Below are 24,342 nucleotides of genomic sequence, written 5' to 3'. Positions count from 1 at the left end.
GTCTACTCACCTTCCTCCCCAAGTTCAGGTATCTTTTGTTCTAATTGTTGTTTATTGTACATTTCATTGTACCAACCATTTTGTTCGATTAGCTCTTCATGTGTCCCACGTTCAGTAATCTTTCCTTCATCCAGTACGATGATTTCATCCGCATGCATTAAAGAACTAATACGATGAGCAACAATAATTGTCGTTTGATCTTCTCTTAATTCTTTTAATCCTCGAAGAATCTCTTCTTCCGTTTTTGCATCGACAGCAGACAAAGAATCATCCAATATCATGAGTTCAGGGTTTTTGATTAACGCACGAGCTATAGACACACGTTGTTTTTGTCCCCCTGAAAGAGACACCCCTCGTTCACCTGTTTGTGTATCATAGCCATTTGGCATTGACACAATATCATCGTGAATGTCTGATATTTTTGCAGCAATTTCAACTTTTTCTTGTGAAAGAGTAGGATCACTGAAGCGAATATTGTCTCGAATAGACGTGGAAAATAGAAAGGTATCCTGTGGTACATAACCAATGCTTTGCAATAAAGCATCCAATGTATAGTTTCGAATATCGTTATCACCAAATTTTATTTCGCCGTCATAATGATCATAATCACGCAATAAAAGTTTTAAGATACTTGTTTTTCCTGCCCCGGTTTTTCCGACAATCCCTAAAGTATTTCCTTTCTTTATATTAAAAGAAACATCTTTTAAGGCAACTTCTTCACTGTTTGGATACTTAAATGAATCCACCTTAAACTCAATATCACCTGCAGGCGGTTCATTAGCAGCACCTTTTCTTTCGACAATCGCTGACTTTTCACTTAATAATAATTCAATCCGTTCATAACTTGCTGAACCTCTTTCGATAATATTAAAAAGACGTCCAATTGCAAACATTGGCCAAACCAACATTCCTATGTAACTGATAAAAGTAACAAATTCTCCCACTGAGATTTCCATATCTAAAATTAAATGTCCACCAACAATGATAGCAATCACATAAGAGCTCCCGATAATTAAATCTAAAACAGGATCAAATAACGAATCTATTTTATAAACTTCTCTATTTTTGGCGACTATATTATCTGTTTGTTCATGAAATTCTTCGATGTCTTCTTTTTCTTGGCCAAATGTTTTAATTCGTTTAATTCCTTGTAAACTTTCTTGTACTTTGTTATTCATTTGTGAGAAAGCATCTTGTGCACCTCGAAAACGAGTGTGTAACATTCTTCCTAGATACCTAGAAGCTACCGCTAAGAAAGGCAAAGGTATAATCGCCAACAATGTTAGACGCCAATCAACAACTACAAACATAGCAGTTATAGTAATCACAGTAATACTTAAAGAATCTGCCATTGTGACTATCCCACCACCGGCCACCATACGTAAAGCTCTTAAATCATTGGTAGCATGTGCCATTAAATCTCCCGTACGATATTTCTGGTAAAATTCGCTATCCATTTCTGTAAAATGTTTATATAAGCGGTTTCTCATAATTTTTTCTAATCTTTGAGCATTTCCCCATATATTTACACGCCATACATAACGTAAAGCATATTGAGCAACTGCCGTTAAAACTAAGATGACTAACCACCTCATTAACGAGTTTGTTGTAATCACATCCGTTGCAATTTCATCTATGACCACGCCAATAATACGTGGAGGAATCAACTGCAAGATGGCTACAAACAATAAAGCGATAATTGCAATGAAATAAGATTTCCATTTATCCTTAAAAAACCAACTTAGTTTCTTATATATTCCCATCCATACACCTACTCTTATTTGGCTATTTGTTTTTTAAATTCAAAGAAACGAACAGCTTTTAAAAGTTAAATGACTGTTCGTTCTTAGATTACTTATTTTTATTTTTGTTCTTAGCTTGCCCTTTCATCTGACTAACCATTTGGTTGATTTTTCGTTCAGATGGTTTTTGCCCCATTGAAAGCATCATTGTACGTATCATTGTTTCATCAATCGGTGGATTTTCTTCAAAATACTTTATCATGTAACGACGTGCAAGGAAAAATCCAGCTGCTAAACCACCAACTAATGCCAATATAATTAGAAATATTGCTAAACCTAATTTCATATTTCTTCACTCCAATCTTCTATTATTTAAATCTTTCAATTTATACACAACTACTATTTTACCTAAAATGAATCGAAAGTAAAACCATAAAACGAAGACAGATTAAATTTATCTCATATTTATCTAACCTCAACAATTTAAATGGCTAAGAATAACAGAATGTAAAACAGCTGACAAAAAGTCAGCTGTTCATCATTCTTTTCATCGTATTATTTAAAGATGATGGATTAACGATTTAAAGATAAATATTCATCAACAACATTCTCTACGGTAAATCCTAAGTGTTCAATAACTTCCTCGCCTTTACCACTTGCGCCAAAGCGATTAATCGCCATAATCTTTCCATCTGTCCCTGCATAACGATCCCAACCAAATGGTGCACCCATTTCAATCGCTACACGCTTTGTAAGATCTTTTGGTAAAACAGATTCTTTATATTCTTCAGATTGTAACTCAAACAACTCAAAACTTGGCATAGAAACAACTGCTACGTCATGTCCTTTTTCACGCAATTCTTTTTGTGCGCTAACAGCTAATTGCACTTCAGATCCTGTAGCTAGAAGCAAGCCTTCCGCGTCTCCTTCTGCTGGAGACAACACGTAAGCTCCTTTTTCAACATTTTCTAATGCGAGCTTTTCTGTATTCGGGAGTACCGGTAGATTTTGACGCGTTAGAGCCAATAAGGTCGGACGGTTTTTAGACTCTAAGGCCACTTTCCATGCTGCCGCAACTTCGTTCGCATCCGCTGGTCGCATCATCGTTACATTTGGCATTCCTCGATAACTAGATAATTGTTCGATCGGTTCGTGCGTTGGTCCATCTTCACCCACAGCTACAGAGTCATGAGTTAATACATAAATGGCTGGAATTTCAGAGAGTGCTGCTAAACGAACCGCTGGGCGTAAATAATCAGAGAAAACAAAGAAAGTCGATACAAAGGATTTCGTTCCGCCATGAAGTAAAATCCCATTTAAGGCAGAAGCCATCGCATGTTCACGCACTCCGTACCAAATGTTCTTTCCTTCGTAGTGATCTGGCGCAAAATCACCTACATCATCAATCATCGTTTTATTGGATCCAGATAGATCGGCTGATCCTCCCCAAAAGTTAGGAACGACTTCAGCAATAGCGTTTAAAACTTCCCCACTAGTTTCACGACTAGCTGGTCCATCTTGATTTTCTTCATAACTTGGCAAGTTATCTTCCCAATTTTCTGGAAGCTCTCCAGATAAAGCTAATTTAAATTCTTCTCCGAGTTCAGGGTATTTATTCACATATTCTTCGACTAGCTTTTCCCATTTTTCTTCTGCTTGTGTCCCTTTATCAATTATATTTTCCTTGAAGCGAGTATAAACTTCTTCCGGTACTTCAAAGGCTTCATGGGTCCAATTATAATTTTTCTTGGCCGTTTCTGTTCCTTCTGTTCCAAGGGGGGCTCCATGTACAGCTGATGTTCCAGCATTTGGCGCACCATAACCAATTTCCGTTCGAACTTCAATAATAGTTGGTTTAGCGGTCACATTTTTAGCTGCATCGATAGCTTCATTTATTGCTTCTAAATCATTGCCATCTTCTACATAGCTGTGGTCCCATCCATAAGCTTCGAATCGTTTTTGGATATCTTCACTGAATGCTTTGTTTGTCGGTCCATCCAATTGAACATCGTTAGAGTCATATAAAACAATCAATTTTCCTAATTTCAAATGACCGGCTAGACTTGCTGCTTCATGGGAAATTCCTTCTTGTAAATCACCATCACTGGCTAAAACGTATGTATAGTGATCAACAACAGGAAAGTCTTCTTTATTGTAAGTGGCTGCAAGATGAGCTTCTGCCATCGCCATTCCTACACCGTTTGCGAAACCTTGACCTAATGGCCCAGTCGTCGCTTCAACTCCATCTGTTAAATGAACCTCTGGATGTCCTGGCATTTTACTTCCTAATTGACGAAAATCTTTCAAGTCCTCTATCGAAACATCAAAACCGGATAAATGAAGTAAGCTATATAACATGGCTGAACCATGTCCCGCAGATAAAATAAAGCGGTCGCGGTTAAACCACTGTGAGCTTTTCGGATTCGTTTTATAGTGCTTGGCCCACAATGCATAAGCCATTGGTGCTGCCCCCATAGGTAAACCCGGGTGGCCTGAATTAGCCGCTTCAACGGCATCTATACTTAAAGTACGAATTGAATCTACTGCTAATTGATCTGTTTTATCAAACATTCTTTCAATCCTTTCATTATTTAAACATTATTGTTATTATTTTTATTTTTCTTTAACTCTTTAGCCTTTTTGGGAGTAACGTCATTACCTTCTTCGTCTACTATTTTTATTCCCGCTAAATGACTTTTAACTTGTCCTCGAATTAACTCTAAATATTCTTCTCTTAATTTCTTTTGTTCTTCTTTTTCACTTTCAGTTAATCCTTCTTCTTTACTTTTCTGAGCAAGAGCATTAATTTTATTAATTAATTCTTCTGACAATTTAATTCAGCTCCTTTAAAATTACTACGTCTCTAATCTTACCAAATACTTTGAGAAATAACTAGCATGAAAAAGCATTAATCTCAAATAAATAAAACACTTTCACAAAAATAATAGTAATTGAATAACTTAAGGAATACGAACATACATTTCTACGAACAAACGTTTGAATCTCCTAATTTCATATGCTATAATAATTTATGAACTTATTAATTAGAATATTAATGAAATAAAGAGGTGTTTTCATGGCAAAAAGAGGTCGAAAAGGAGAGAAGCAGCACGAAATTTTAATGTTTATACATGAAGAAGTTTCAGATCGTGGTTATCCCCCAACTGTTCGTGAAATATGTAATGCAACAGGGTTAGCTTCTACATCTACTGTACATGGTCATCTGTCCCGCTTGGAAGATCAGGGTTTTATTATTCGTGACCGATCAAAACCTCGTGCAATTGAATTGACTGAAGATGGGCTCAACAAGTTAGGAATTAATCAAAACTCAGGACAGATTCCTTTATTAGGAGTCGTTACCGCAGGAGAACCTATTCTGGCTGTAGAAGAAGCTACAGATTTCTTTCCAACTCCTGATCATATTCAATATAATGCCGATGATTTATTTATGTTAACTATCCGAGGAGATAGTATGATTAATACTGGAATATTGGATGGCGATTTAGTCATTGTCAAAAGACAAGAAACAGCCAATAATGGAGATGTAGTCATTGCAATGACACAGGAAGACGAGGCAACATGTAAGAGATTTTATAAAGAAACCTCACATATTCGTTTACAGCCTGAAAATGATGAACTTGACCCTATTATTTTGCCAGATGTTAAAATACTTGGTAGAGTCATTTCTCTTTACCGTACGCATGTTTATTAATTCGTATATTAAAAACCTTAAGTGGATTGAAAAGAAAAAAATCTTTTCAACCACTTAAGGTTTTTTTGTCTAATATTTCAATAGGGAATAAATATAGTACCCTTTTATTTTTTCTCGTCCTTTTAACTCAAGTAATTCAATAAGGAAAGCAGTCCCCACTACTTCTCCGCCTAGCTTTTCAATAAGCTCGATCGTTGCCGCTAAAGTTCCCCCTGTTGCTAATAAATCATCAACAACCAACACTCTTTGACCCGGCTGAATTGCATCTTTATGCAATTGAAGGGTGTCTTCTCCATATTCTAATCCATAAGTTACTTCGACCGTTTCACGGGGCAATTTTCCTTTTTTTCGAGCTGGAGCAAAACCCACGCCAAGCGCATAAGCTACTGGACAACCTACAATAAAGCCGCGAGCTTCAGGCCCTATGATTACATCCACATTCTTATCCTTCGCATAGTTTGCAATTTGTTCTGTTGCGTAACGGTATGCATCGCCATCAGCCATCAAAGGGGAAATATCTCTAAAAGTAATTCCCTTTTCAGGATAATCTGGTACTGAAGCAATATATTTACTTAAATCCATTTGTTTTCTCCTCGTTATAAATAGTTTCACAATAAATAAACAAAATAATTATTTACTAATTGAAAGAATGATTTCTTTAAATGAACTATAAAGAAATAACTCTTCTGCTGCTATTTGTTGTTTTGTCTCTAAAAAAGTTTTAGTTTTTTGAAGATCTTTCTTTTCTGGACTGTTTATTATATTTAATATACCATTATTGATTATAACAAACTTTGCCTCTAAAAACACTTTAACTATCAAAAATACTTTCGCACTTTCCATGTTTAATTGTTGAACTAAGAGGTGCCCTTCATTTTGTAAATCAATATTTTTATGTTTTGCAAAATATTTATATGTTTTCGCAAAATCCTCTCGACTGGGTAAGCCCATTAAGTAATAATGATTCTTTTTATAGAAAAAACATCGAACAACAAAATCGATATTTCCTGAAATGGTTTCTTTGAATTGACGGATAGACAACGGACAATCCACAATAATCATCTCTTGAATCGCTTTATAAGCGAGTGCTTCTTCTTCCGTTTCAAGTAAAATTGCTCGAGAAGAATCAGGAATCAAAGTTTGTGCTTTATCATATAGATTTTTATTAAAAAAGATATAATCTGCGGCTTGCTGTTTAAAATGATCTTTTGTTAATTCGCTCGTTCTCTGATCAATAATAGCTGGACCTGGAAGTTGAATATCAAGCATTTGCATTTGTGGTTTAGAAAAGCCATTCCACTCATTCACTTCTACATATCCTGCAACAGAAATTACTTGTTGTTCATATAACACATCGCTTACTTTTCCATTTTGAAAAGAAATAATATCCAATTGGTGATTTTCTTGACCCACTAATAGTTTTAAATGGTCACCTTCTGCTCCTACTTTTCTTTTTTCTAGTACATTAACTTCAGTACAGGCAATGATTGGTTTACTATTATCTGTTCCAAAAGGTCTTAACTGATCTAATTCTTTTATTGAATCAATCGATAAATCTTTTATAGGAATATAGGCATCAACTTCTTGATAACTGTCTGTTGTTTCTAATTGGCTTATATACTCAGCTAATCCTTTATAAATATAAGGTAATTGATCCACTTCTGCGCTCATCCCCGCAGCCATATGATGACCACCGAATTGTGTAAATAAATCCTCAATTTCTAAAAGCGCTTCATATAAATTAACAGAAGGAATGCTACGCCCTGATCCTTTAGCTATCCCCGTGTCCGAATCAATCGTAAAAAGTAGTGTGGCTTTATGTGTTTTTTCTACCACCCGACTAGCTACGATTCCTAGAACTCCTGGATGCCAATGTTCATCTGCAAGTACAACCACTTCTGCATCTTCTTGTTGATTTAATTTATTTAACACATCAACTGTTATTTCGTCGACAATTTTTTTCCGCTCTTCATTTTGTTCATTTACATACTCAGCAAGCTGACGTGCTTCTTCTATTTCATGTGTGGTCAACAATTCAACACATGGACTTGCATCTCCCAATCGACCCACTGCATTTAAGCGAGGAGCAATTTGAAAGCCGATTGTTTCTTCAGAAGCTTCTTCTGGATCTTTACCCATTACATTAAATAATTGCAATAAGCCTTCTCTTTGAGTATTTTCTAACATTTGTAGACCAAAAGATACAATCGCACGATTTTCATCAGTTAATGATACTAAATCAGCAACTGTCCCAATCGCTGCTAGATCAAGCATCTCTACTGGTAATTCTCCAGTTAAAGCGGTAGCCACTTTTAATGCAACGCCGACCCCCGCTAAATCAGTAAACGGATAGTTTCCCTCTGGATGTTTTGGATGAATAATCGCATAAGCATCCGGTAATTCTTCCGGTAACTCATGGTGATCTGTTACAATAACGTCTACCTCTTGCTTTTTAGCAAATTCAATGGCTTCATGACCAGCCACTCCATTATCTACGGTTATAATCAGAGAAGTTCCTTCTTTGATTATTTTATCAAAAGCTTCTGTATTCGGGCCATAGCCTTCAACAAAACGATTGGGTAAATAATAACTTACATTCGCACCTAGAGAATCAAGCGTTTCTACTAATAGTGCCGTACTTGTCATCCCATCTGCATCATAATCGCCATAAACCGTTATTTTTTCATTATTTTCAAGGGCAGTGGCAATACGTTCCATTCCTTTATTCATATCATGGAGTAAGAAGGGATCATGAAACCAATTTTCATCTAACGTTATAAACCTTTTGATTTCTTCTGAATTTGTTAAACCTCTTTGTAGACACACTTTGATAAATAGTTCCGACACATCGAGTTCTTTAGATAATTGTTTCACTTTCTCTTCTACTACTTGTTGCTCATTTGTCCACTTTTTTTCTGATAGGGTAACCAATTTATCACCTCTAATATCTTTATCAATAAAAAAATGGGAACTTCTGCTCCCACTTTTTTTATTAAAAGTTATTCTTTCTTCATTTAGTACATAGGAAAAATTCAAACTCTTTTTAACTATATATTTTCGTTTTTCCCCTGTGTAGAATTTGTTTTTTGTATATTTTGAATGTGTCGTTCGAGTTCACGAATTTTTGTTTGAGCTTTATCTTTATCTTCTTTTAAAGATTCTACTTCTTTTTTATGACGAGTCTTTAATTCATCTTTATCTTTTTTTGACTCTTCTTCGAATTCTACTAAACGTTTATTCAATTTCTTTTGTTCACTTTTATTTTGTAAAATCATGGTCGTTGATAAAATTACGGCGATTAAAACACCAATCAACAAAGTAACAATAATAACAACCACCAAGGGCACTCTAATCATGGTAAAGCCAAAATTAATCGCTACAGGATCTACGTTCATTACTGAAAATACGACGACAAGTAAAATTAAGGTAATTAATAACACAATACTCCATTGCTTTTTCATAAAGAAACATCCTCTCGTTAACTCTTTTATCTATTATAATGTTTTAATAATACATAGTCGACTAATTGAGGAGCAAAAGAGTATATTTTTGATCCTATGGCGAGTAATACGGGTCGGTTAACTTCACGTTTCTTTGTTCCCACGGTATTTACGACAATTTTTCCGGCTTGTTCTTGGGATAAAGTAAAAGGACTGCTCATTGTTTTTTCTTTACGTGCGCTGCCCACATTATCGAAAAATGGGGTGTCTACAGGGCCAAAATTTACCACAGTTACTTGTATTCCAAGCGGTTTAAGTTCCATTCGCAATGCATTACTAAAACTGATAACCGCTGCTTTTGTCGCATCATAGACCGCATAATTGGGCGTCGAAACTTTTCCAGCAAGTGAGGCAATATTTATAACTTGACCTTTTTTCTGGTCAACCATCTTTAAAGCAATCCTTTGAGTTAGAAACATTAACCCCAAGACATTCACTTTAAATAAATCAATCACTTGCTGTATTTCCATTTCTAAAAACGGTTGATCTTGACCAAAACCAGCGTTATTTATTAATATATCAACTTGCATATTTTTATCTACTAAAAAACATTCAAGAGATTGGATGCTTTCAAGATTCCCTATATCTAAAGAAAAAATAGTCACAGCTAAAGCACCAAGACGTTCACACTCTTTTTTAACTTGTTCTAGCCTAGAGATTCGACGAGAACATAAAACTAAGTGAGCTCCTGCTCGGGCTGCTTCATAAGCTACTTGTTGTCCAATACCTGAAGACGCTCCAGTAATTAAAATCGTTTGGTTTTCGAATCGTAAACTCATTCTTCACAACCTTCTCGATTGATTGAAATTTCTTGTAAATCTTTCATTAAACAAGTATTTGGGAAAATAGCTTTTGCTTCTTTTTTTAATTGTTTCATATCTTTATGCATATATCTAGAGCTGAAATGAGTTAATAATAATTTTTTTACTCCTGCTTTTTTAGCAATTTGGGCAGCTTGGATGGTTGTTGAGTGATTATATTGTCTCGCTAGCTCTGCTTCGTTAGAAGAAAAAGTACTTTCGTGGACTAATACATCCGCATCTTTCGCCAACTGGATACTATTTGGATGTTCTACTGTATCTCCTAAAATAGTTACAATTCGTCCTTTTTGGGGCGGTCCCACAAAATCTTCTCCATTAATAATCCGTCCATCTTCTAATTCAACAATTTCTTTATTTTTTATTCTTCCATAAAGAGGTCCTGGCGGTATATTTAGTTCTTTCAGTTTCTGGGCATCTAAAGTTCCCTCATGATCAGCCTCTTCCACTCGAAAGCCATAGGAAGGAATTCCATGTTTAAGTTTGCCTACACTCACTTTGAATTGAGAATCTTCAAAAATGATTCCAGGTTCTTTAAATTCCACAAAATTTATTGGATAACTCAGATAAGTCCCCGCATATTTTAAGCTCGATAAAACAAAGCCTTTTATCCCAACAGGCCCATAGATTGTTAGACGTTCTATTCCTCCTTGAAAACCTCGACTGCTTAATAAGCCAGGAAGTCCAAAAATATGATCCCCATGCATGTGGGAAATAAATATTTTCTCAATCTTTCGAGGTTTTAAAGTCGTTTGTAAAATTTGATGTTGTGTAGCTTCTCCACAATCAAATAGCCAGATACTATTTCGCTCATCTAAGAGCTTCAAAGCTAGACTACTCACATTTCTTTGTTTAGACGGAACTCCAGAACCCGTTCCTAAAAATAGCAATTCCATATTTTCCCTCAATCTAATATTCCGAGTGTAATTTCAATTCTTCTTTATTATTCAACAAATTCAAACGTGAAATCTAATAAAGAAACTAAATCTCCATCCTTAGCTCCACGTTCTCGTAGTTTTTCATCGACACCCATTGTACGTAACTGTCTTGAAAAACGCATCATAGATTCTTCGTGATCTAAGTTTGTCATAATAAACAGTCTTTCAATTTCTTCACCTGAAAGAACCCATACTCCATCTGGATCCCGTGTGATTTTAAAAGGTTCTTCTTTTTCTTCATGCGTGTAAACGACATGACTATCCATTTCAATCGGTGTTTCTTCTTCCATTTCTAATGTTTCATAATCTTCTACTAACTCTATCGTTCGGTAAAGAACCGGGTCAATGCCTTGATTTTTAATGGTTGAAACTTCAAATAATTCATAATCCCCATTTAGCTCTGCCATTTGTTCTTTAAAGAAAGTTAAATGATCTTCTGCGTCTGGCATGTCCATTTTGTTCGCAATAATTAATTGCGGTTTATTTAAGATATTCGGATCATGATCTCTTAATTCTGCTTGTATGGTTTGATAATCTTCAAAAGGATCTCGTCCTTCGACACCACTCATATCTAACACATGCAAAAGAACTTTTGTACGTTCAATATGACGTAAAAATTGTAATCCTAACCCAACACCTTCTGCAGCACCCTCAATAATACCAGGCATGTCTCCAATAACGAAACTTCGCCCATCTTTTAATTCTACCACTCCAATATTTGGAGATAAAGTTGTAAAAGGATAAGCAGCTATTTTAGGTTTGGCCGCTGTCACAACAGATAGGAACGTAGATTTTCCTACTGAAGGGAATCCTACTAAACCTACGTCTGCTAATAGTTTTAATTCTAAAGTTAAATTTAATTCAACACCAGGTTCTCCATTTTCAGAAATATTTGGTGCAGGATTACGAGAGGTCGCAAAGCGGGAATTTCCTCTTCCACCTCGTCCACCTTTAGCAACAATAAATTTTTGGCCTTCTTCCGTTAAATCTGCTAAAACAGCGCCTGTATCTTCATTTTTAATCACGGTTCCGGGTGGCACTGGAATAAATAGATCTTCTGCTGCTCGGCCATGCATTCCTTTGGACATACCATTTTGTCCTTTATCTGCCTTAAAATGCCGATTATAACGAAAATCCATGAGGGTATGTAATCCTTCATCAACTACAAAGACTACATCACCTCCATTTCCACCATCTCCCCCAGCTGGTCCTCCATCTGGGACATATTTTTCACGGCGGAAAGCGACCATTCCATTTCCTCCATCGCCGGCTTTTATATATATATTTGCTTGGTCAACAAACATACTATCTCCTCCTTTCACATTCCATTCATTATCATGGTACCGTATTTTTTATAAGAAATAAACATTAATCGTTATCCTCTACTACATTTAGGTAATTATATTAAAAAAACCATGAAAAAACTCAAATAAAGTGTTTAGCTTTATTTGAGTTACATTTATTGTGTAATTTTTTGTTCTTTATCCATTCTTAATTCCTCGAAATGTTTCATAAACTTTTCAATCCTAGTTTGGATTTCTTCCTCTAAAACTATAATCGCATTGTTCAATTGTTCATCATTATAAGATACATTTATAGTAGGATCTATCACATGAATGTCTAGATTATCTTTAGTCATTTCTTTAATTGGTTGTTTACTCGTATCAATTAGATATTGAATTTTCTTTGTCTGTCTCATGATAGCAATTTCTTCCACCATCTTTTTATTAAATAAATCTATTTTGGAAAAATCACAAATAACAGCATCTGTTTTAGATAATCGATAATAAAGAGACTTCGATGTTGCTGCAAATACTTTAGCTGCTTCTGCATCTGTTAAACGGGTAGACAGTCTTTCAACTTGTTTTAAACTATCTTTTTCATCTTCTTGAAGAATAGTAATCGTTTGAGCATCAGCTAATAAAAGAAGTTTGGTTAAGTAGCCAATTTCAAAAGGATTTCCAGAAATTAAGAAATCTTTTTTCGCTAAAGTTTTCATTTTCTTTTTCAATAAATAAAGATATTTTGAAATTTCACTCATATTTAAGGGTTGTGTTTCGTCATTTAACTTAAAAGAATAAGAAAGCTGAATAGCCTCCTCAAACAATTTATATAAAATCTCTCCGCCTGTGTGTAGTCGATTTGCATAGTTTACTGCTTTTTCAACAGAATTCAATACATCAAAAGAGCCCACAGGTTCTGAAAGATAACCACACGTAATTTCATATAAATGACGCAAAACATCTTCGTTAAACATACTATAAGTTTCTAAAATAATTTCTTGCAAGTTCTTATCTGTTTTATCTGCAATATACCTTAAAAAATCGCCATGACTGAAGATTGTTTCATCTACATACAAATAATATTCATTTCTAAAATCATTCGTTAAGATAATGATTTCTTCAACACCATCAATTTTTCTAATATCATTCATTTGAATTTTTTTCTGTTCTCCAAACAATCGATACTTATTAACATCCTCTTTCATGATGGTTTCTTTATTTACACCATACATTAGTAATTTCATTGTCGCTCAATCCCTAAATCCATTAAAATATTATTCCACACATCATCTGTTCCTTCTCCGGTTTCTGATGAAAATGGAATGACTGCATCTCCTTCAATAACATTTAAAGTAGTATAAACGTCATTTAAATGACGGGTTCTTACACCTCGTTTTACTTTATCTGCTTTAGTTGCAACAATCAGTACAGGAATATTTAAATATTTTAAATATTCATACATCTGAACATCTAATTGTGTAGGTTTATGTCGTAAGTCAGTAATGAGGACGACTTTCGATAAAGTCTCTCTCGTTGAAAAATATTCTTCCATCATATGGTTCCATTTTTCTAACTCTTTTTTTGAAACTTTCGCATACCCATACCCCGGCACATCAACAAAGATTAATTCGTCTTCTATATTAAAGAAATTGATCGTTCGAGTACGGCCTGGTTTACTAGATGTTCGTGCTAATTTTTTTCGATTCAATAACTTATTAATTAAAGAGGACTTTCCAACATTCGATCGACCGGCAATAGCTATTTCTGGTAAAACGGAATCTGGATACTGTTCTTCTTGCACAGCACTAATTATAATATCTGCTTTTTGAATTGGAAATTTCATCTATTCACCCTCTTTTAAAAAATTGCATTTCTTTGTTTATCACTCTTAAAAAATTCTTTCGTAAAGAAAATCACAAAATCTACTTTTGGTTGCCTTAAAATCATAACATATTACAGATATATTTCAAATATTTTTACATAATCTATACAATTGAAATATACTAAAATGAAAAAATCATTGATTAATCCGAGTTTGGATTAACCAATGATTTCTTACTGCTAATGATCTATTTTAGTTTAGCTTACAAGTTGTCCTTCATCATCATAAAATAAAGGATCATTTGAAAATTCAGCAGCTTGTTTTGTAATGACCACTTTTTGAATGTCATCACGACTTGGAATATCAAACATGATATTGAGCATAATTTCTTCAATAATTGTTCTTAAGCCACGTGCTCCTGTTCCTTGATCAATCGCACGTTTTCCAATCACACTAAGTGCTTCTTCATCAAATACTAATTCAACATTATCAAGCTCTAATAACACCTCATATTGTCGAACCAAAGAATTTTTAGGTTTCGTCAAAATATCAATTAAATCTGACTCTTCTAATTCATTTAAGACGGCAACTACAGGTAAACGACCGATAAATTCTGGAATTAATCCAAATTTTTGTAAATCATCAGGAAGAACTTCCTGCATAATATTTTTCATATCTTTTTTTGGATCTTTCTCATTAGATGGACCAAAACCAATAACTCTCTCGCCAACTCTATTCTTGATAATATCATCAAGTCCTGCAAAAGCACCACCGACCACAAATAAAATATTTGTTGTGTCAATTTGAATCATTTCTTGTTGTGGATGTTTACGACCACCTTTTGGCGGAACGCTAACGACAGAACCTTCTAAAATCTTTAATAAAGATTGTTGTACCCCTTCACCACTTACATCACGAGTGATTGAGACATTTTCGGATTTTTTAGCAATCTTATCTATTTCATCAATATAAATAATCCCATGTTCCGCACGTTCTACATCAAATTCAGAAGCTTGAAGTAATTTTAGTAAGATGTTTTCTACATCCTCACCGACATAACCAGCTTCCGTTAAGTTTGTAGCGTCTGCTATTGCAAATGGGACATCCAATATTTTAGCCATCGTTTGGGCTAGGTATGTTTTCCCTGAGCCTGTTGGTCCCACTAGTAATATATTACTTTTTTGCAATTGAATATCCTCTTCAGATTTTACCTGTAAGACATGATTCACTCGTTTATAATGATTATAAACAGCTACTGATAACGTACGTTTTGCTGCTTCTTGACCGATAACATAATCATTTAGAACGTCATAAATTTCATGAGGTTTTGGAATGTCATCAAATTCAGCTGTTCGTTGAGAAATATATTCATTATCAATGATCTCTTTACTTAGATTAATACATTCATCACAAATATATACTCCTGGACCAGCAATAATTTTATTCACTTGGTCTTGAGATTTACCGCAAAAAGAACAAGATATATTCATATTTTCATCGTTGTTGTACATATTTTTATATTCACCTTCTATCTAATTCCCTTGACGTTTAGTAATCATAACATAGGTTGTAATTCAGTACCAATAATTAACATTCCATCAATTATTAGACACTACAAAAATTGGTCTGCAGCTAACTTCGCAGACCAATTTTTATTTTATAAAAGTAAACAGCTACCTATATTATTCTTCAGATGCGTCCTCATCTTCAACAGGTTCTAATACTTCTTTAGCAGATGAGCTAATTAAGTCAACAGCTTTTTTCATTGCAATATCACGTGTTAATAATTCAGGTGATAGTACTTCTCGAACTTGTTCAACAGATAAGTTATATTGTTCTGCAAGTTCGTTAATTTCTTTTTCTTGTTCTTCTTCAGTTGCTGCCAAACCTTCAGCTTCAACAATTGCTTCGATAACTAAGTTTGTACGTACACTATCTTCAGCACCAACTTCAAATTGATCATGTAAGTCAGCTTCTGATGTTTGTGTAATATTAAAGTACATTTCAGGTGTCATACCTTGTTGTTGTAAGTTATTGTAGAACATATCCATTTGACGATGAACTTCTTCATGAACCATGTCATGTGGAATTTCAGGAATTTCAGCATTTTCTACTGCTTTACGAATAGCTTCTTCATCTCGAGCTTCATCTGCATATTGTTGACGAGTCGTTTCTAATTCTTCACGAATATTTTCACGTAATTCATCAATTGTTTCTACTTCATCATCGACATCTTTAGCAAATTCGTCGTCTAATTCTGGTAATTCTTTTGTTTTGATTTCGTGAACCGTTACATTAAAGATAGCTTCTTTTCCAGCTAATTCTTCTGCTTGATAATCTTCTGGGAAAGTCACTTTAACTTCCACTTCAGAACCTGTTTCAGCACCAATCAATTGGTCTTCAAAACCAGGGATAAATGAATCAGAACCTAATTCAAGTGAGTAATTTGTAGCTGATCCGCCTTCAAATACTTCACCATCTACAGATCCTTCATAATCAATAACCACAGTATCGCCTTCTTCTGCAGGAGCATCTTCTTTAATAACTAATTCTGCAAATTGTGTTCGGCGGTTTTCTAAGCTTTCTTCTACATCTTCATCTGTTACTTCTCGGTCATTTTTTGTAACTTCTAAATCTTTATATTGACCAAGTTCAACTTCAGGCTTCAATGAAACTTCTACTTCTAATTCCCAATCTTTTCCAGATTCCCATGAAATATCTTTAATTGAAGGTTGTCCAACAACTTCTTCATCAACTTCTTCTAATGCTTCTGCATAAGCAGTAGGGAAAATATCGTTTAATGTATCTTCATATAAGGACTCTTCACCATACATTTGGTTAAATAATTTACGTGGTACTCGTCCTTTTCTAAACCCTGGAATTTGTAGAGAACCTTTTACTTGATTAAATGTTTTATTTAAACCTTTTTCTACATTTTCACGGTCAATGGAGAATTTCAATTCACCTGTAACTGGCCCTGTTTTTTCAAAATTAATTGTCATTTATTATTTGCCTCCGATATATAAGTATTAATTTTCATAAAAAGTCCCATACAGACTTTACATACCTTGTAAGGATACTATATTTCCTATGAATTGTAAATGAATAATCTATAGTTTCTAGGTTTTCCCAGTACCATACAAAATTTTATCTGATTAATAACCATTTTATACAAATTGTACTCATTTATGCTATAATTTAACTCGTCATGTGATTCATATCACTAATTATATATTATAAGGAGATTTCAAATGGACTATGTAAATTTAAATGATGTTGTTGATTCAATGGCTAATGCGGGGAAAAGCAAGGCTGAACTTTCAGTTGGTAATATATTAATAAAAAGTGGACTAGCCGGCGCATTTTTAAGCTTTGCTACAACCCTTGCATATACTGGGTCCACACAAACTGGTTTAGACATTGTTGGTGCACTTATTTTTCCCGCTGGTTTTGTAATGATTTTATTATTAAGTTTAGAACTTGTTACAGGATCTTTTGCTCTTCTACCGCTTGCTAAATTTCGAGAAAAAACAACTACTCAACTCCTGTTTAGAAATCTAACATGGGCATTTATCGGTAATTTATTTGGTTGTTTATTTTATGCTGTTCTCTATACCATCTCTGTCACCAAATTCGGCCATGTAACAGATTCGCTAATGATTGAAAAAATTATTGCGGTTGCAGAAGCTAAAACGTTAAGTTATAAAGCAGACGGAATAGATGGAATGATTGTATTAGTTGTCAATGCTATTCTTTGTAATTGGATGGTTACAACAGGCGTTGTCATGAATTTTACATCAAAATCTACCATTGGAAAAATTGCAGCTATGTGGTTGCCAATTTTTATCTTTTTTGCGCAAGGTTTTGAACACTCCGTCGTTAATATGTTTGTTATTCCTACTGGCATGATGCTTGGAGCTGATATTAGTTTTTCTGATTGGTGGTTGTGGAATCAGATCCCTGTTACAATCGCGAATTTCTTAAGTGGAAGTTTACTAACTGGTTTAGCCTTGCATATCATTACGAAGCCAAAGAAAACCTTAAAGGGATAGAATAATGAGGCGTAAATGAATCAAAGTAGATTCATTTACGCCTTTTTATATAACTTCTATTCTTCCATTACTTTCTTTGAGCAATTTGATTTAATTGGTGAAACCATTGTTTCAAGCTCTCTTGTTCAGAATTAATGGGAGATTTTTCTATATCAGATGAGCTTAAATCTCCAAAATAAGCAATATATAAATCTACCCAGTAAGAAGTATCTGTGATCGTTTCTTCAACAAAGGGATAGATCATTAAAAGATCATTGATAATTTCAGTTTTTATCACTTGAAACAGACTCGGATTCTTTTGAAGTTTATCTTCTAAAATAGATTCAATTTCTTGAAGAATTGGAAGCTCGTTAAATGTCTTTAAGTCTTTCGGACAGATTGTTTTCATTTGATTAAACCAAGAAAATGGATAGTGTTTCTCATCACCCTTTTTGATAAGAATTTCTAAAAAGCCTCTTTGGATTTGTCCTGGAATATATGGATGGTTCAGTAATTGATCGGCAACCTCTTGTAAATCTTCTAATTCCAAAATTTGAGAGGCTTCGATTAATTGAACTTGCTCCATTAAAGAGAAATGATCCATCTGTAAAAGCTTGTTTTTTATTTCTTTCCTTTTCAAATCCAAATCTATCTGAAATGATTTACGCTCATGTTCGAGCTCTTGTTGGATATTTTGCCACTCTTGTTCATGGAAGAGTAATGGATTATCTTTCTTCTTTTGGATAATCGCTTCTGCTTCTAAGAATTGATGATTTTTAATAAGCAATAAAGTATAGATAAGAATATATTCATCGCTTTTTAAATACGATTCTTTGTATTCATCCGCAATTTCTAAAGCTTCTTCATACCTTTCTAAAGAAAAAAGGATGGATGCATAAAAATAATTTATTGCATAAGTTTTCTCTGTGGCATATATTTTTTCTATATAAATTAATGCTTGTTCAAAATCATTTTTTTCAATGCAGGCTGTTGCTTGAGCCAAATACATTTGATTATTGAATGGAAAGTCAATCTTATCTCCCACTAGTTTCACCTCCATAAATGGATTAACAAAAAAGAAAACCTGTGCAGTTATAAGAATAGACTGCAGCAGGCCGTAAAATTATTCTTCGGTATCTTCAATATTCATATCTTCCATATTAAACGTTTTAAGAAATGCATCAATATCTTTAAAGTTTACAACTGTTTTTTCTTCCATAAGATCATACAGATGTTTAGGTGAATTGTCCCAATCGATATTTACTATTGCGCTATTTGTCAGTAGTTTTTCGATGGTTCCTTCCATGTGCTCACCACGAAACTTAAAGGCAATATTTTCTCCTACTTGTGGTCGGATTTTTTCTTTAATTGTATCGATAATTTCAACAGCTTCTTTGTATGGCAAATCTAATAAATTTGCAATACGTGAGTTACTTGCACCTTTACGAAGTTCCGTCTCTACAAGTTCTTGAATTTTTGGTGTAATTTTTTCTTCTGTCAACACTATCAACCTCTTCATTTTTTGTCATTCATTATTATAACAAATTTACAACAATAATGCGATAATTAAGCTTCATCTTCTATCGTATCATACAAATCTACTGCTTTATAACCGACTGTTTTTAAAGATTCCCCTAATTCGTATAATTCTTCATCCGATAGCTCTTCAAATAATTGTTTGATCACCTGACTATGTTGTGGAAAGATACTTTCCATCAATTCTTGACCTTCGTCCGTTAAGGAAACTAAAGTTACTCGTCGATCATCTTCGCTTTGCACACGCTCAACTAGACCCTTTTTTTCAAGTTGATCAATAACATACGTGGTGCTACTTGATGCTAAAAGAACTTTTTTTCCTATAATTTGAATGGGCTGTTTCCCTAAACTAAAGAGTACTTCTAATACGGCAAATTCAGTTGGATTCATACCGTATGTCAGCATATCTTTCTTCAACATATTTGTAACACTGCCCGAAGCACGTAAAAGAATTGTTAGTACTCTAAGAGCTTCTTCTTCCCTTTTCATCATTTGTCCATCCATTCTATAATCTTCTATTTATTTATTTCTTTATGCTTTTTAAATTTTGTAAAGAACCATCGTCCATAACCTAAAAATGCAACAATTTGTAACATAATATTTATATTTATAATTAGTAGACTAACACTTTGATTTAAATGTGGCAATACCACTAATACTAACATACTAATATAGAAAAAAGCTGTTGCTAATTTCCCAAACCACATGGCGCCATCCATAAATATATCTTTTTTATATAATAATACATTACTAATTAATAAATAAAGTTCCTTAACTATAAAAAGAACCAACAGCGGTAAAATGTACGGCCTATCTATTAACATAGCACCGACTACTGCAATTTGAGTTAGTTTATCAGCTAAAGGATCCAACGCTTTACCTAAATTGGTAATTTGCCCGGTTTTACGAGCAATAATCCCATCAAGTGAGTCTGTTATTCCTGAAAAAATTAAAATACCCGCTGCCCTATAATACTGTTCAATTGTTTCCGCTCTAACATAAAAATAAATATATAAAGGAATCATTGCAATTCTGAGATAAGATAAAATATTTGGTATCGTAAACCAGTCTTCTTTTTTAATCAACCTATGTCCTACTTTCAGTATAAGTTTAGCAACTATTTAATAGCTTATAATAAATGTTCTTAATGAACAAAACATTTTTATTACTTCACTGTAGATTGTAACATATTCTTTTATCATTTCTTATAGAATCTTTAAATTTCGTCGATTTTTCTTATTATAGCTTTATTTCCCTAAAAATCTTATTAAAATGAAATTGTAGCATTGACAAATTTATCCTTCCTCGGTATAATAATTTCTGTTGCGATAATGTACCTGTAGCTCAGCAGGATAGAGCATTCGCCTTCTAAGCGAACGGCCGGGGGTTCGAATCCCTCCAGGTACGTAGATAATAACGAAAAAAGCAGTTAACCTTATGTTTATAGGTTACCTGCTTTTTTATTGGGCATTCTAAAATAAGATATTCTTCAATTTTTTAATTAAAAATAGGCTAATTTGTCATGATAAACCTTTTATCCTCACAAGTTGACTGTATAAATCAGCTCACTTAATAGGATAACCCCTTTATCCTAACGAGTTGACTAAAAAAGTTGGCTTACTTGGTAGGGTAATATCTCTATCCTTACTTTGGGTGTTAACCCTTCTTTCACTCGACTTTATTTTGATCACAAAAAAACCAAGTTAAATAACTTGGTTTTTTCCTTTATTCTACTAAATACGGTAGTATTTTCTGTTCGACTAATTCTTTATAGCCCTCGCGGATAAGCCTTCTGTATTTCAATCGATTTACTGGATTTTCTAATTCGTCTACTGCTTCAAGAAATGAAGCAATATTATTTAATTATTACTGTCGCCTTTCGGTCCAATGCTCACATTGTTTCAATACTATCTCCAAAGCTTCTCTTTGTTCTTCTGGTGGATAGCCATATTTTCTGAGTAATCTCCTCACTGCCGTTCTCATTCTTGCTCGTCCGGATTGTTTATGTTGCCAATCTATTGATTCATTTTCCTTTAATTCTTTAGTTAATTCCTTTGCTATCTCAACAAGTTGTTTATCTTCATAAATATTTTTAACTTCTTTAGGAGAAGAAATAGCATAATAAAAGGATGATTCTTCAACAGTTAACCCTAAACTTGCTTCTTCGTTATCTGCATCAACTAAATCTTTAGCCATGCCAAGTAGTTCTGAAATAATTTTGTCTTCTTCAGCTTCACGGTACGCAGTTAGAAACTCATCTAAACTTTCAGCATTATCAATTTGATTCTGTCTATATCTTTCCATTATTTGTCGCATCCGCTTAGAAAAATCCTCTGCTTTAATGATATTTGTTCTTGCATATAATTTAATCTCATCTTTAAGCAACTTGTTCATCAATTCAATAGCTAAATTTTTCTGTTTCATATTCGCAATTGAATTTAAGAATTCTTCGTTGAATAATGAAAATTCAGTATCTGCATCAGAAAAGAGATTAATGATTCCTTCTGAATGAATACTATTCTGAAGTAATTCTTCAATTTGCTCGTTAATTTCTGCTAATGAAAAATGTCCATCTTGTTTAATTCGACTAACACCAATACGAACAGCTTCAATAAATGCTGCTTCCCTTTGCTCATCTTTAGAAGTGATGGATGAACATAGACTATGGGCTTGTTTTAGCATATAAGCTTGCTCTTTAAAAGATTCTTGCATATTTTCATTAAATACATAAATATGATTTATACCTTCTGTAATTAAATCGGAGCGTTGTCTATCTGTAATATTTTCATTTAAAATATTAGAATAATCAAATTTATAGAAGAACTCATTCCGACAAACTTCTAGCTTTTCTAGAAAAGTTGGATATACTTCTTCTCGAATATCAGGATTAGAGAAATTCTCTTGATCTCGAACAGTGTAATCATTCATCGCATCTCTTAATGCCTTAGCAATCCCAATATAGTCAACAATTAAACCGCCTTCTTTATCTTCAAAGACACGATTTACTCGAGCGATTGCCTGCATTAGATTATGTTCTTTCATTGGTTTATACACATACATTGTCGCCAAACTCGGAACGTCAAACCCTGTTAGCCACATATCAACAACTATCGCAATCTTCATCGGGTCATCATTATCTTTAAAGCGAGTCCCTAATTCTCTTTTATGTTGATAATTGCCAATGATATCTTTCCACTCTTCAGGGTCGTTGTTGTTCCCTGTCATTACTACATGAACTTTTTCATCCCAGGATGGTTCTAGCTCTAAAATCTTTTGATAGATTTGCATTGCAATATTTCTATTATAAGCAACAATCATTGCTTTTCCTGTTAGTAAATGTGCTCTCTCATTTTTATAATGGTGTACGATATCTTTAACTAAGGCATCGAGAACCGGTTCCGAGCCTAAAACAGTTTCTAGTTGGCTTAACTGTCTTTTACTTTTGGTAATATCTTCTTCACTAGCTTTTTGTGAGAGTTTTTCATAAGCTTCATCTATTTCATCTAGAATACTTTCATTCAAACCTAAATTAATTACTCGATTTTCATAATAGATTGGTTTTGTTGCCCCATCTGCCACAGCTTGAGTCATATCATAAACATCAATATAACTACCGAAAACTTCTTGAGTATCTTTATCTGTTGAACTGATTGGTGTGCCTGTAAAACCAATATATGTGGCGCAAGGTAATGAATCTCGAATAATTCGTGCCATTCCTACACGAATAGAACCATCTTCTCTCATCGTTTCTTTTAACCCATATTGACTACGATGAGCTTCATCCGCAATGACAATAATATCCTTTCGATCACTCAAATGTGTGTCAGCTTCTGAAAATTTCTGCATTGTAGTGAAGAAAATACCATTTGCTTGTCGTCCTTCAAGGATTTCTCGCAGGTGAGCTCTTGATTCAGCTTGTTGCGGAGATTGTCTTAGAAAATGTTGGACACGAGAAAACTGACCATATAACTGCTCATCTAGGTCATTTCGGTCTGTAATAATGACATAAGTTGGATTATCTAAGTATCGGTTCAATAGTTGCACATAAAAAACCATTGAAAGAGATTTACCAGAACCTTGAGTATGCCAGAATACGCCTCCCCGACCATCCGTTTCTGTTGCTTTTAAGGTGGAAGTTACTGCTTTTCTTACTGCATAATATTGATGATACTGTGCCATAATCTTAATATCTTCTGGTGTATTGCTTTCAAACATAATAAAATTCTGAATTAAATCCAATAAACGATTTTTTTCTAATATGCCTTTAAATAAAACATCATAAGCTGCAAAGCGTGTATCTTCATAAGACCCGTCTATTGTTTTCCATTCTTTATACCACTCTTCATTCGAAGAAATTGTTCCAACTTTGGAATATGTATGATCGGAAATAATATTAAATGCATTATAAACAAATAATTCTTCGATATCTTTTTGATAATTTCGGATTTGGCGGTATGCGGAAGAAATATCTGCTGATGCAGAAGAAGCTGACTTTAATTCAATGACAATTAAAGGAAGACCATTTACAAATACTACGATATCCGGTCTTCGATTTTGGTCTTTTCCAGTGACTGTCCACTGATTAGTTACTACAAAAGAATTATTATCAATCTCTTCATAATCCATTAAATAAACAATTGACGTTTTCTCTTCTCCTAGCTCCATATAGCTAATCTCCATACCATTTTGAAGCCAGTCGGTAAACTGTTTATTCCTCTGAATTAAACTACCCACATCAATATTTTGCAAATTAAAAATGGCTTTATCAATTACGTCAAAAGATAAATCTGGATTGATGCGATTTAAACTCTCCGCTAAATCTTCAATAAATAAGGGATCTTTATACGTTTTTCTTTCAATATCTCCCGCAGAAATAAAAGTATAACCTAGCTCTTCAATAACCTCTAAAACAGATTCTTCATAAACATCTTCTGTAATTTGCATCCTAGCCCTCCTTTCT

General features: G+C 33.9%; 21 protein-coding genes and 1 tRNA gene. 3 read left to right on the top strand and 19 right to left on the bottom strand.

Annotated elements, in window-relative coordinates; all coding sequences use genetic code 11:
• Positions 1–2 precede the first annotated feature (2 nt).
• From BUB96_RS02050 to BUB96_RS02035, 4 genes are all read right to left on the bottom strand, one after another.
• Entirely contained in the window at positions 3–1,763 is a 1,761-nt protein-coding gene (locus BUB96_RS02050) for an ABC transporter ATP-binding protein (RefSeq protein WP_073295570.1), read from the bottom strand.
• A gap of 88 nt (positions 1,764–1,851) precedes the next feature.
• Positions 1,852–2,088, bottom strand: a complete 237-nt coding sequence (locus tag BUB96_RS02045) for a YneF family protein (RefSeq protein WP_073295567.1) — start codon at positions 2,086–2,088, stop codon at positions 1,852–1,854.
• 227 nt (positions 2,089–2,315) lie between these two features.
• Positions 2,316–4,313 carry a transketolase gene (gene tkt / locus BUB96_RS02040; protein ID WP_073295565.1) on the bottom strand — a complete coding sequence of 666 codons (1,998 nt, stop codon included), beginning with the start codon at positions 4,311–4,313 and terminating at the stop codon, positions 2,316–2,318.
• A gap of 20 nt (positions 4,314–4,333) precedes the next feature.
• Positions 4,334–4,573 carry a DUF896 domain-containing protein gene (locus BUB96_RS02035; RefSeq protein ID WP_073295561.1) on the bottom strand — a complete coding sequence of 80 codons (240 nt, stop codon included), beginning with the start codon at positions 4,571–4,573 and terminating at the stop codon, positions 4,334–4,336.
• Between the two features lie 245 nt (positions 4,574–4,818).
• Between BUB96_RS02035 and lexA the strand changes: the two genes are divergently transcribed.
• The gene (lexA, locus tag BUB96_RS02030) at positions 4,819–5,454 is read left to right on the top strand and encodes a transcriptional repressor LexA (RefSeq protein WP_073295556.1); all 636 of its coding nucleotides are present in this window, start codon (positions 4,819–4,821) and stop codon (positions 5,452–5,454) included.
• A gap of 69 nt (positions 5,455–5,523) precedes the next feature.
• Here lexA and BUB96_RS02025 read toward each other — a convergent pair whose 3' ends face one another.
• From BUB96_RS02025 to tig, 10 genes are all read right to left on the bottom strand, one after another.
• On the bottom strand, positions 5,524–6,036 hold the full coding sequence (locus BUB96_RS02025; protein WP_073295553.1) for an adenine phosphoribosyltransferase: 513 nt from the start codon (positions 6,034–6,036) through the stop codon (positions 5,524–5,526).
• A gap of 48 nt (positions 6,037–6,084) precedes the next feature.
• Positions 6,085–8,385: a single-stranded-DNA-specific exonuclease RecJ gene (gene recJ / locus BUB96_RS02020; RefSeq protein ID WP_073295735.1), complete on the bottom strand. Its 2,301-nt coding sequence runs from the start codon at positions 8,383–8,385 to the stop codon at positions 6,085–6,087.
• Positions 8,386–8,501: 116 nt separating this feature from the next.
• A complete protein-coding gene (locus BUB96_RS02015; RefSeq protein WP_073295550.1) occupies positions 8,502–8,915 on the bottom strand; it encodes a LapA family protein in 414 nt (137 codons plus the stop codon).
• 26 nt (positions 8,916–8,941) lie between these two features.
• A complete protein-coding gene (locus tag BUB96_RS02010) occupies positions 8,942–9,733 on the bottom strand; it encodes an SDR family NAD(P)-dependent oxidoreductase (protein ID WP_073295546.1) in 792 nt (263 codons plus the stop codon).
• Positions 9,730–10,668 (bottom strand): ribonuclease Z, encoded by a 939-nt coding sequence (rnz, locus tag BUB96_RS02005; RefSeq protein ID WP_073295543.1) that lies wholly within the window; start codon positions 10,666–10,668, stop codon positions 9,730–9,732. Before rnz ends, BUB96_RS02010 begins: the two co-directional genes overlap by 4 nt.
• Positions 10,669–10,715: 47 nt before the next feature.
• The gene (obgE, locus tag BUB96_RS02000; RefSeq protein ID WP_073295540.1) at positions 10,716–12,014 is read right to left on the bottom strand and encodes a GTPase ObgE; all 1,299 of its coding nucleotides are present in this window, start codon (positions 12,012–12,014) and stop codon (positions 10,716–10,718) included.
• Positions 12,015–12,169: 155 nt separating this feature from the next.
• Complete coding sequence (locus BUB96_RS01995) at positions 12,170–13,237, bottom strand: Rossmann-fold NAD(P)-binding domain-containing protein (RefSeq protein WP_073295537.1); 1,068 nt, start codon at positions 13,235–13,237, stop codon at positions 12,170–12,172.
• On the bottom strand, positions 13,234–13,836 hold the full coding sequence (yihA, locus tag BUB96_RS01990) for a ribosome biogenesis GTP-binding protein YihA/YsxC (protein WP_073295534.1): 603 nt from the start codon (positions 13,834–13,836) through the stop codon (positions 13,234–13,236). The genes BUB96_RS01995 and yihA overlap by 4 nt, the downstream gene beginning before the upstream one ends.
• Before the next feature lie 236 nt (positions 13,837–14,072).
• Positions 14,073–15,326: an ATP-dependent Clp protease ATP-binding subunit ClpX gene (gene clpX / locus BUB96_RS01985; protein ID WP_073295531.1), complete on the bottom strand. Its 1,254-nt coding sequence runs from the start codon at positions 15,324–15,326 to the stop codon at positions 14,073–14,075.
• 171 nt (positions 15,327–15,497) lie between these two features.
• Entirely contained in the window at positions 15,498–16,817 is a 1,320-nt protein-coding gene (gene tig / locus BUB96_RS01980; RefSeq protein ID WP_073295528.1) for a trigger factor, read from the bottom strand.
• Positions 16,818–17,066: 249 nt separating this feature from the next.
• On the opposite strand from tig, the gene BUB96_RS01975 reads away from it, so the two are divergent.
• Complete coding sequence (locus tag BUB96_RS01975) at positions 17,067–17,867, top strand: formate/nitrite transporter family protein (RefSeq protein ID WP_073295525.1); 801 nt, start codon at positions 17,067–17,069, stop codon at positions 17,865–17,867.
• A gap of 67 nt (positions 17,868–17,934) precedes the next feature.
• On the opposite strand, the gene BUB96_RS01970 is transcribed toward BUB96_RS01975, so the two are convergent.
• The 4 genes from BUB96_RS01970 to BUB96_RS01955 all read right to left on the bottom strand — a co-directional run bounded on the left by BUB96_RS01970 (position 17,935) and on the right by BUB96_RS01955 (position 20,467).
• Positions 17,935–18,891 carry a CDC27 family protein gene (locus BUB96_RS01970; protein ID WP_073295523.1) on the bottom strand — a complete coding sequence of 319 codons (957 nt, stop codon included), beginning with the start codon at positions 18,889–18,891 and terminating at the stop codon, positions 17,935–17,937.
• A gap of 78 nt (positions 18,892–18,969) precedes the next feature.
• Complete coding sequence (locus BUB96_RS01965; protein ID WP_234945776.1) at positions 18,970–19,347, bottom strand: DUF2187 family protein; 378 nt, start codon at positions 19,345–19,347, stop codon at positions 18,970–18,972.
• 65 nt (positions 19,348–19,412) lie between these two features.
• Positions 19,413–19,871: a MarR family winged helix-turn-helix transcriptional regulator gene (locus BUB96_RS01960; protein ID WP_073295732.1), complete on the bottom strand. Its 459-nt coding sequence runs from the start codon at positions 19,869–19,871 to the stop codon at positions 19,413–19,415.
• A 26-nt stretch (positions 19,872–19,897) separates the two neighbouring features.
• Positions 19,898–20,467: a CDP-alcohol phosphatidyltransferase family protein gene (locus BUB96_RS01955; protein WP_084136674.1), complete on the bottom strand. Its 570-nt coding sequence runs from the start codon at positions 20,465–20,467 to the stop codon at positions 19,898–19,900.
• Between the two features lie 248 nt (positions 20,468–20,715).
• On the opposite strand from BUB96_RS01955, the gene BUB96_RS01950 reads away from it, so the two are divergent.
• A tRNA-Arg gene (locus tag BUB96_RS01950) sits at positions 20,716–20,789 on the top strand.
• Positions 20,790–21,248: 459 nt separating this feature from the next.
• On the opposite strand, the gene BUB96_RS01945 is transcribed toward BUB96_RS01950, so the two are convergent.
• A complete protein-coding gene (locus BUB96_RS01945) occupies positions 21,249–24,326 on the bottom strand; it encodes a type I restriction endonuclease subunit R (RefSeq protein ID WP_073295520.1) in 3,078 nt (1,025 codons plus the stop codon).
• Positions 24,327–24,342: the final 16 nt, after the last annotated feature.

This window comes from Atopostipes suicloacalis DSM 15692 (assembly GCF_900129085.1).
GTDB lineage: Bacteria > Bacillota > Bacilli > Lactobacillales > Carnobacteriaceae_A > Atopostipes > Atopostipes suicloacalis.
The sequence above is the reverse complement of the archived record's forward strand: the minus strand, read 5'-3'. Positions and strand labels throughout refer to the sequence as shown.

Coding starts and splice junctions, on each gene's coding strand:
- BUB96_RS01945 (WP_073295520.1), bottom strand. CDS start 24,326: ATGCAAATTACAGAAGATGTTTATGAAGAATCTGTTTTAGAGGTTATT.
- BUB96_RS02045 (WP_073295567.1), bottom strand. CDS start 2,088: ATGAAATTAGGTTTAGCAATATTTCTAATTATATTGGCATTAGTTGGT.
- obgE (WP_073295540.1), bottom strand. CDS start 12,014: ATGTTTGTTGACCAAGCAAATATATATATAAAAGCCGGCGATGGAGGA.
- tig (WP_073295528.1), bottom strand. CDS start 16,817: ATGACAATTAATTTTGAAAAAACAGGGCCAGTTACAGGTGAATTGAAA.
- BUB96_RS02010 (WP_073295546.1), bottom strand. CDS start 9,733: ATGAGTTTACGATTCGAAAACCAAACGATTTTAATTACTGGAGCGTCT.
- rnz (WP_073295543.1), bottom strand. CDS start 10,668: ATGGAATTGCTATTTTTAGGAACGGGTTCTGGAGTTCCGTCTAAACAA.
- BUB96_RS01960 (WP_073295732.1), bottom strand. CDS start 19,871: ATGAAAAGGGAAGAAGAAGCTCTTAGAGTACTAACAATTCTTTTACGT.
- BUB96_RS02050 (WP_073295570.1), bottom strand. CDS start 1,763: ATGGGAATATATAAGAAACTAAGTTGGTTTTTTAAGGATAAATGGAAA.
- clpX (WP_073295531.1), bottom strand. CDS start 15,326: ATGTACAACAACGATGAAAATATGAATATATCTTGTTCTTTTTGCGGT.
- yihA (WP_073295534.1), bottom strand. CDS start 13,836: ATGAAATTTCCAATTCAAAAAGCAGATATTATAATTAGTGCTGTGCAA.
- BUB96_RS02015 (WP_073295550.1), bottom strand. CDS start 8,915: ATGAAAAAGCAATGGAGTATTGTGTTATTAATTACCTTAATTTTACTT.
- tkt (WP_073295565.1), bottom strand. CDS start 4,313: ATGTTTGATAAAACAGATCAATTAGCAGTAGATTCAATTCGTACTTTA.
- lexA (WP_073295556.1), top strand. CDS start 4,819: ATGGCAAAAAGAGGTCGAAAAGGAGAGAAGCAGCACGAAATTTTAATG.
- BUB96_RS01975 (WP_073295525.1), top strand. CDS start 17,067: ATGGACTATGTAAATTTAAATGATGTTGTTGATTCAATGGCTAATGCG.
- BUB96_RS02025 (WP_073295553.1), bottom strand. CDS start 6,036: ATGGATTTAAGTAAATATATTGCTTCAGTACCAGATTATCCTGAAAAG.
- BUB96_RS01995 (WP_073295537.1), bottom strand. CDS start 13,237: ATGAAATTACTAATGTATGGTGTAAATAAAGAAACCATCATGAAAGAG.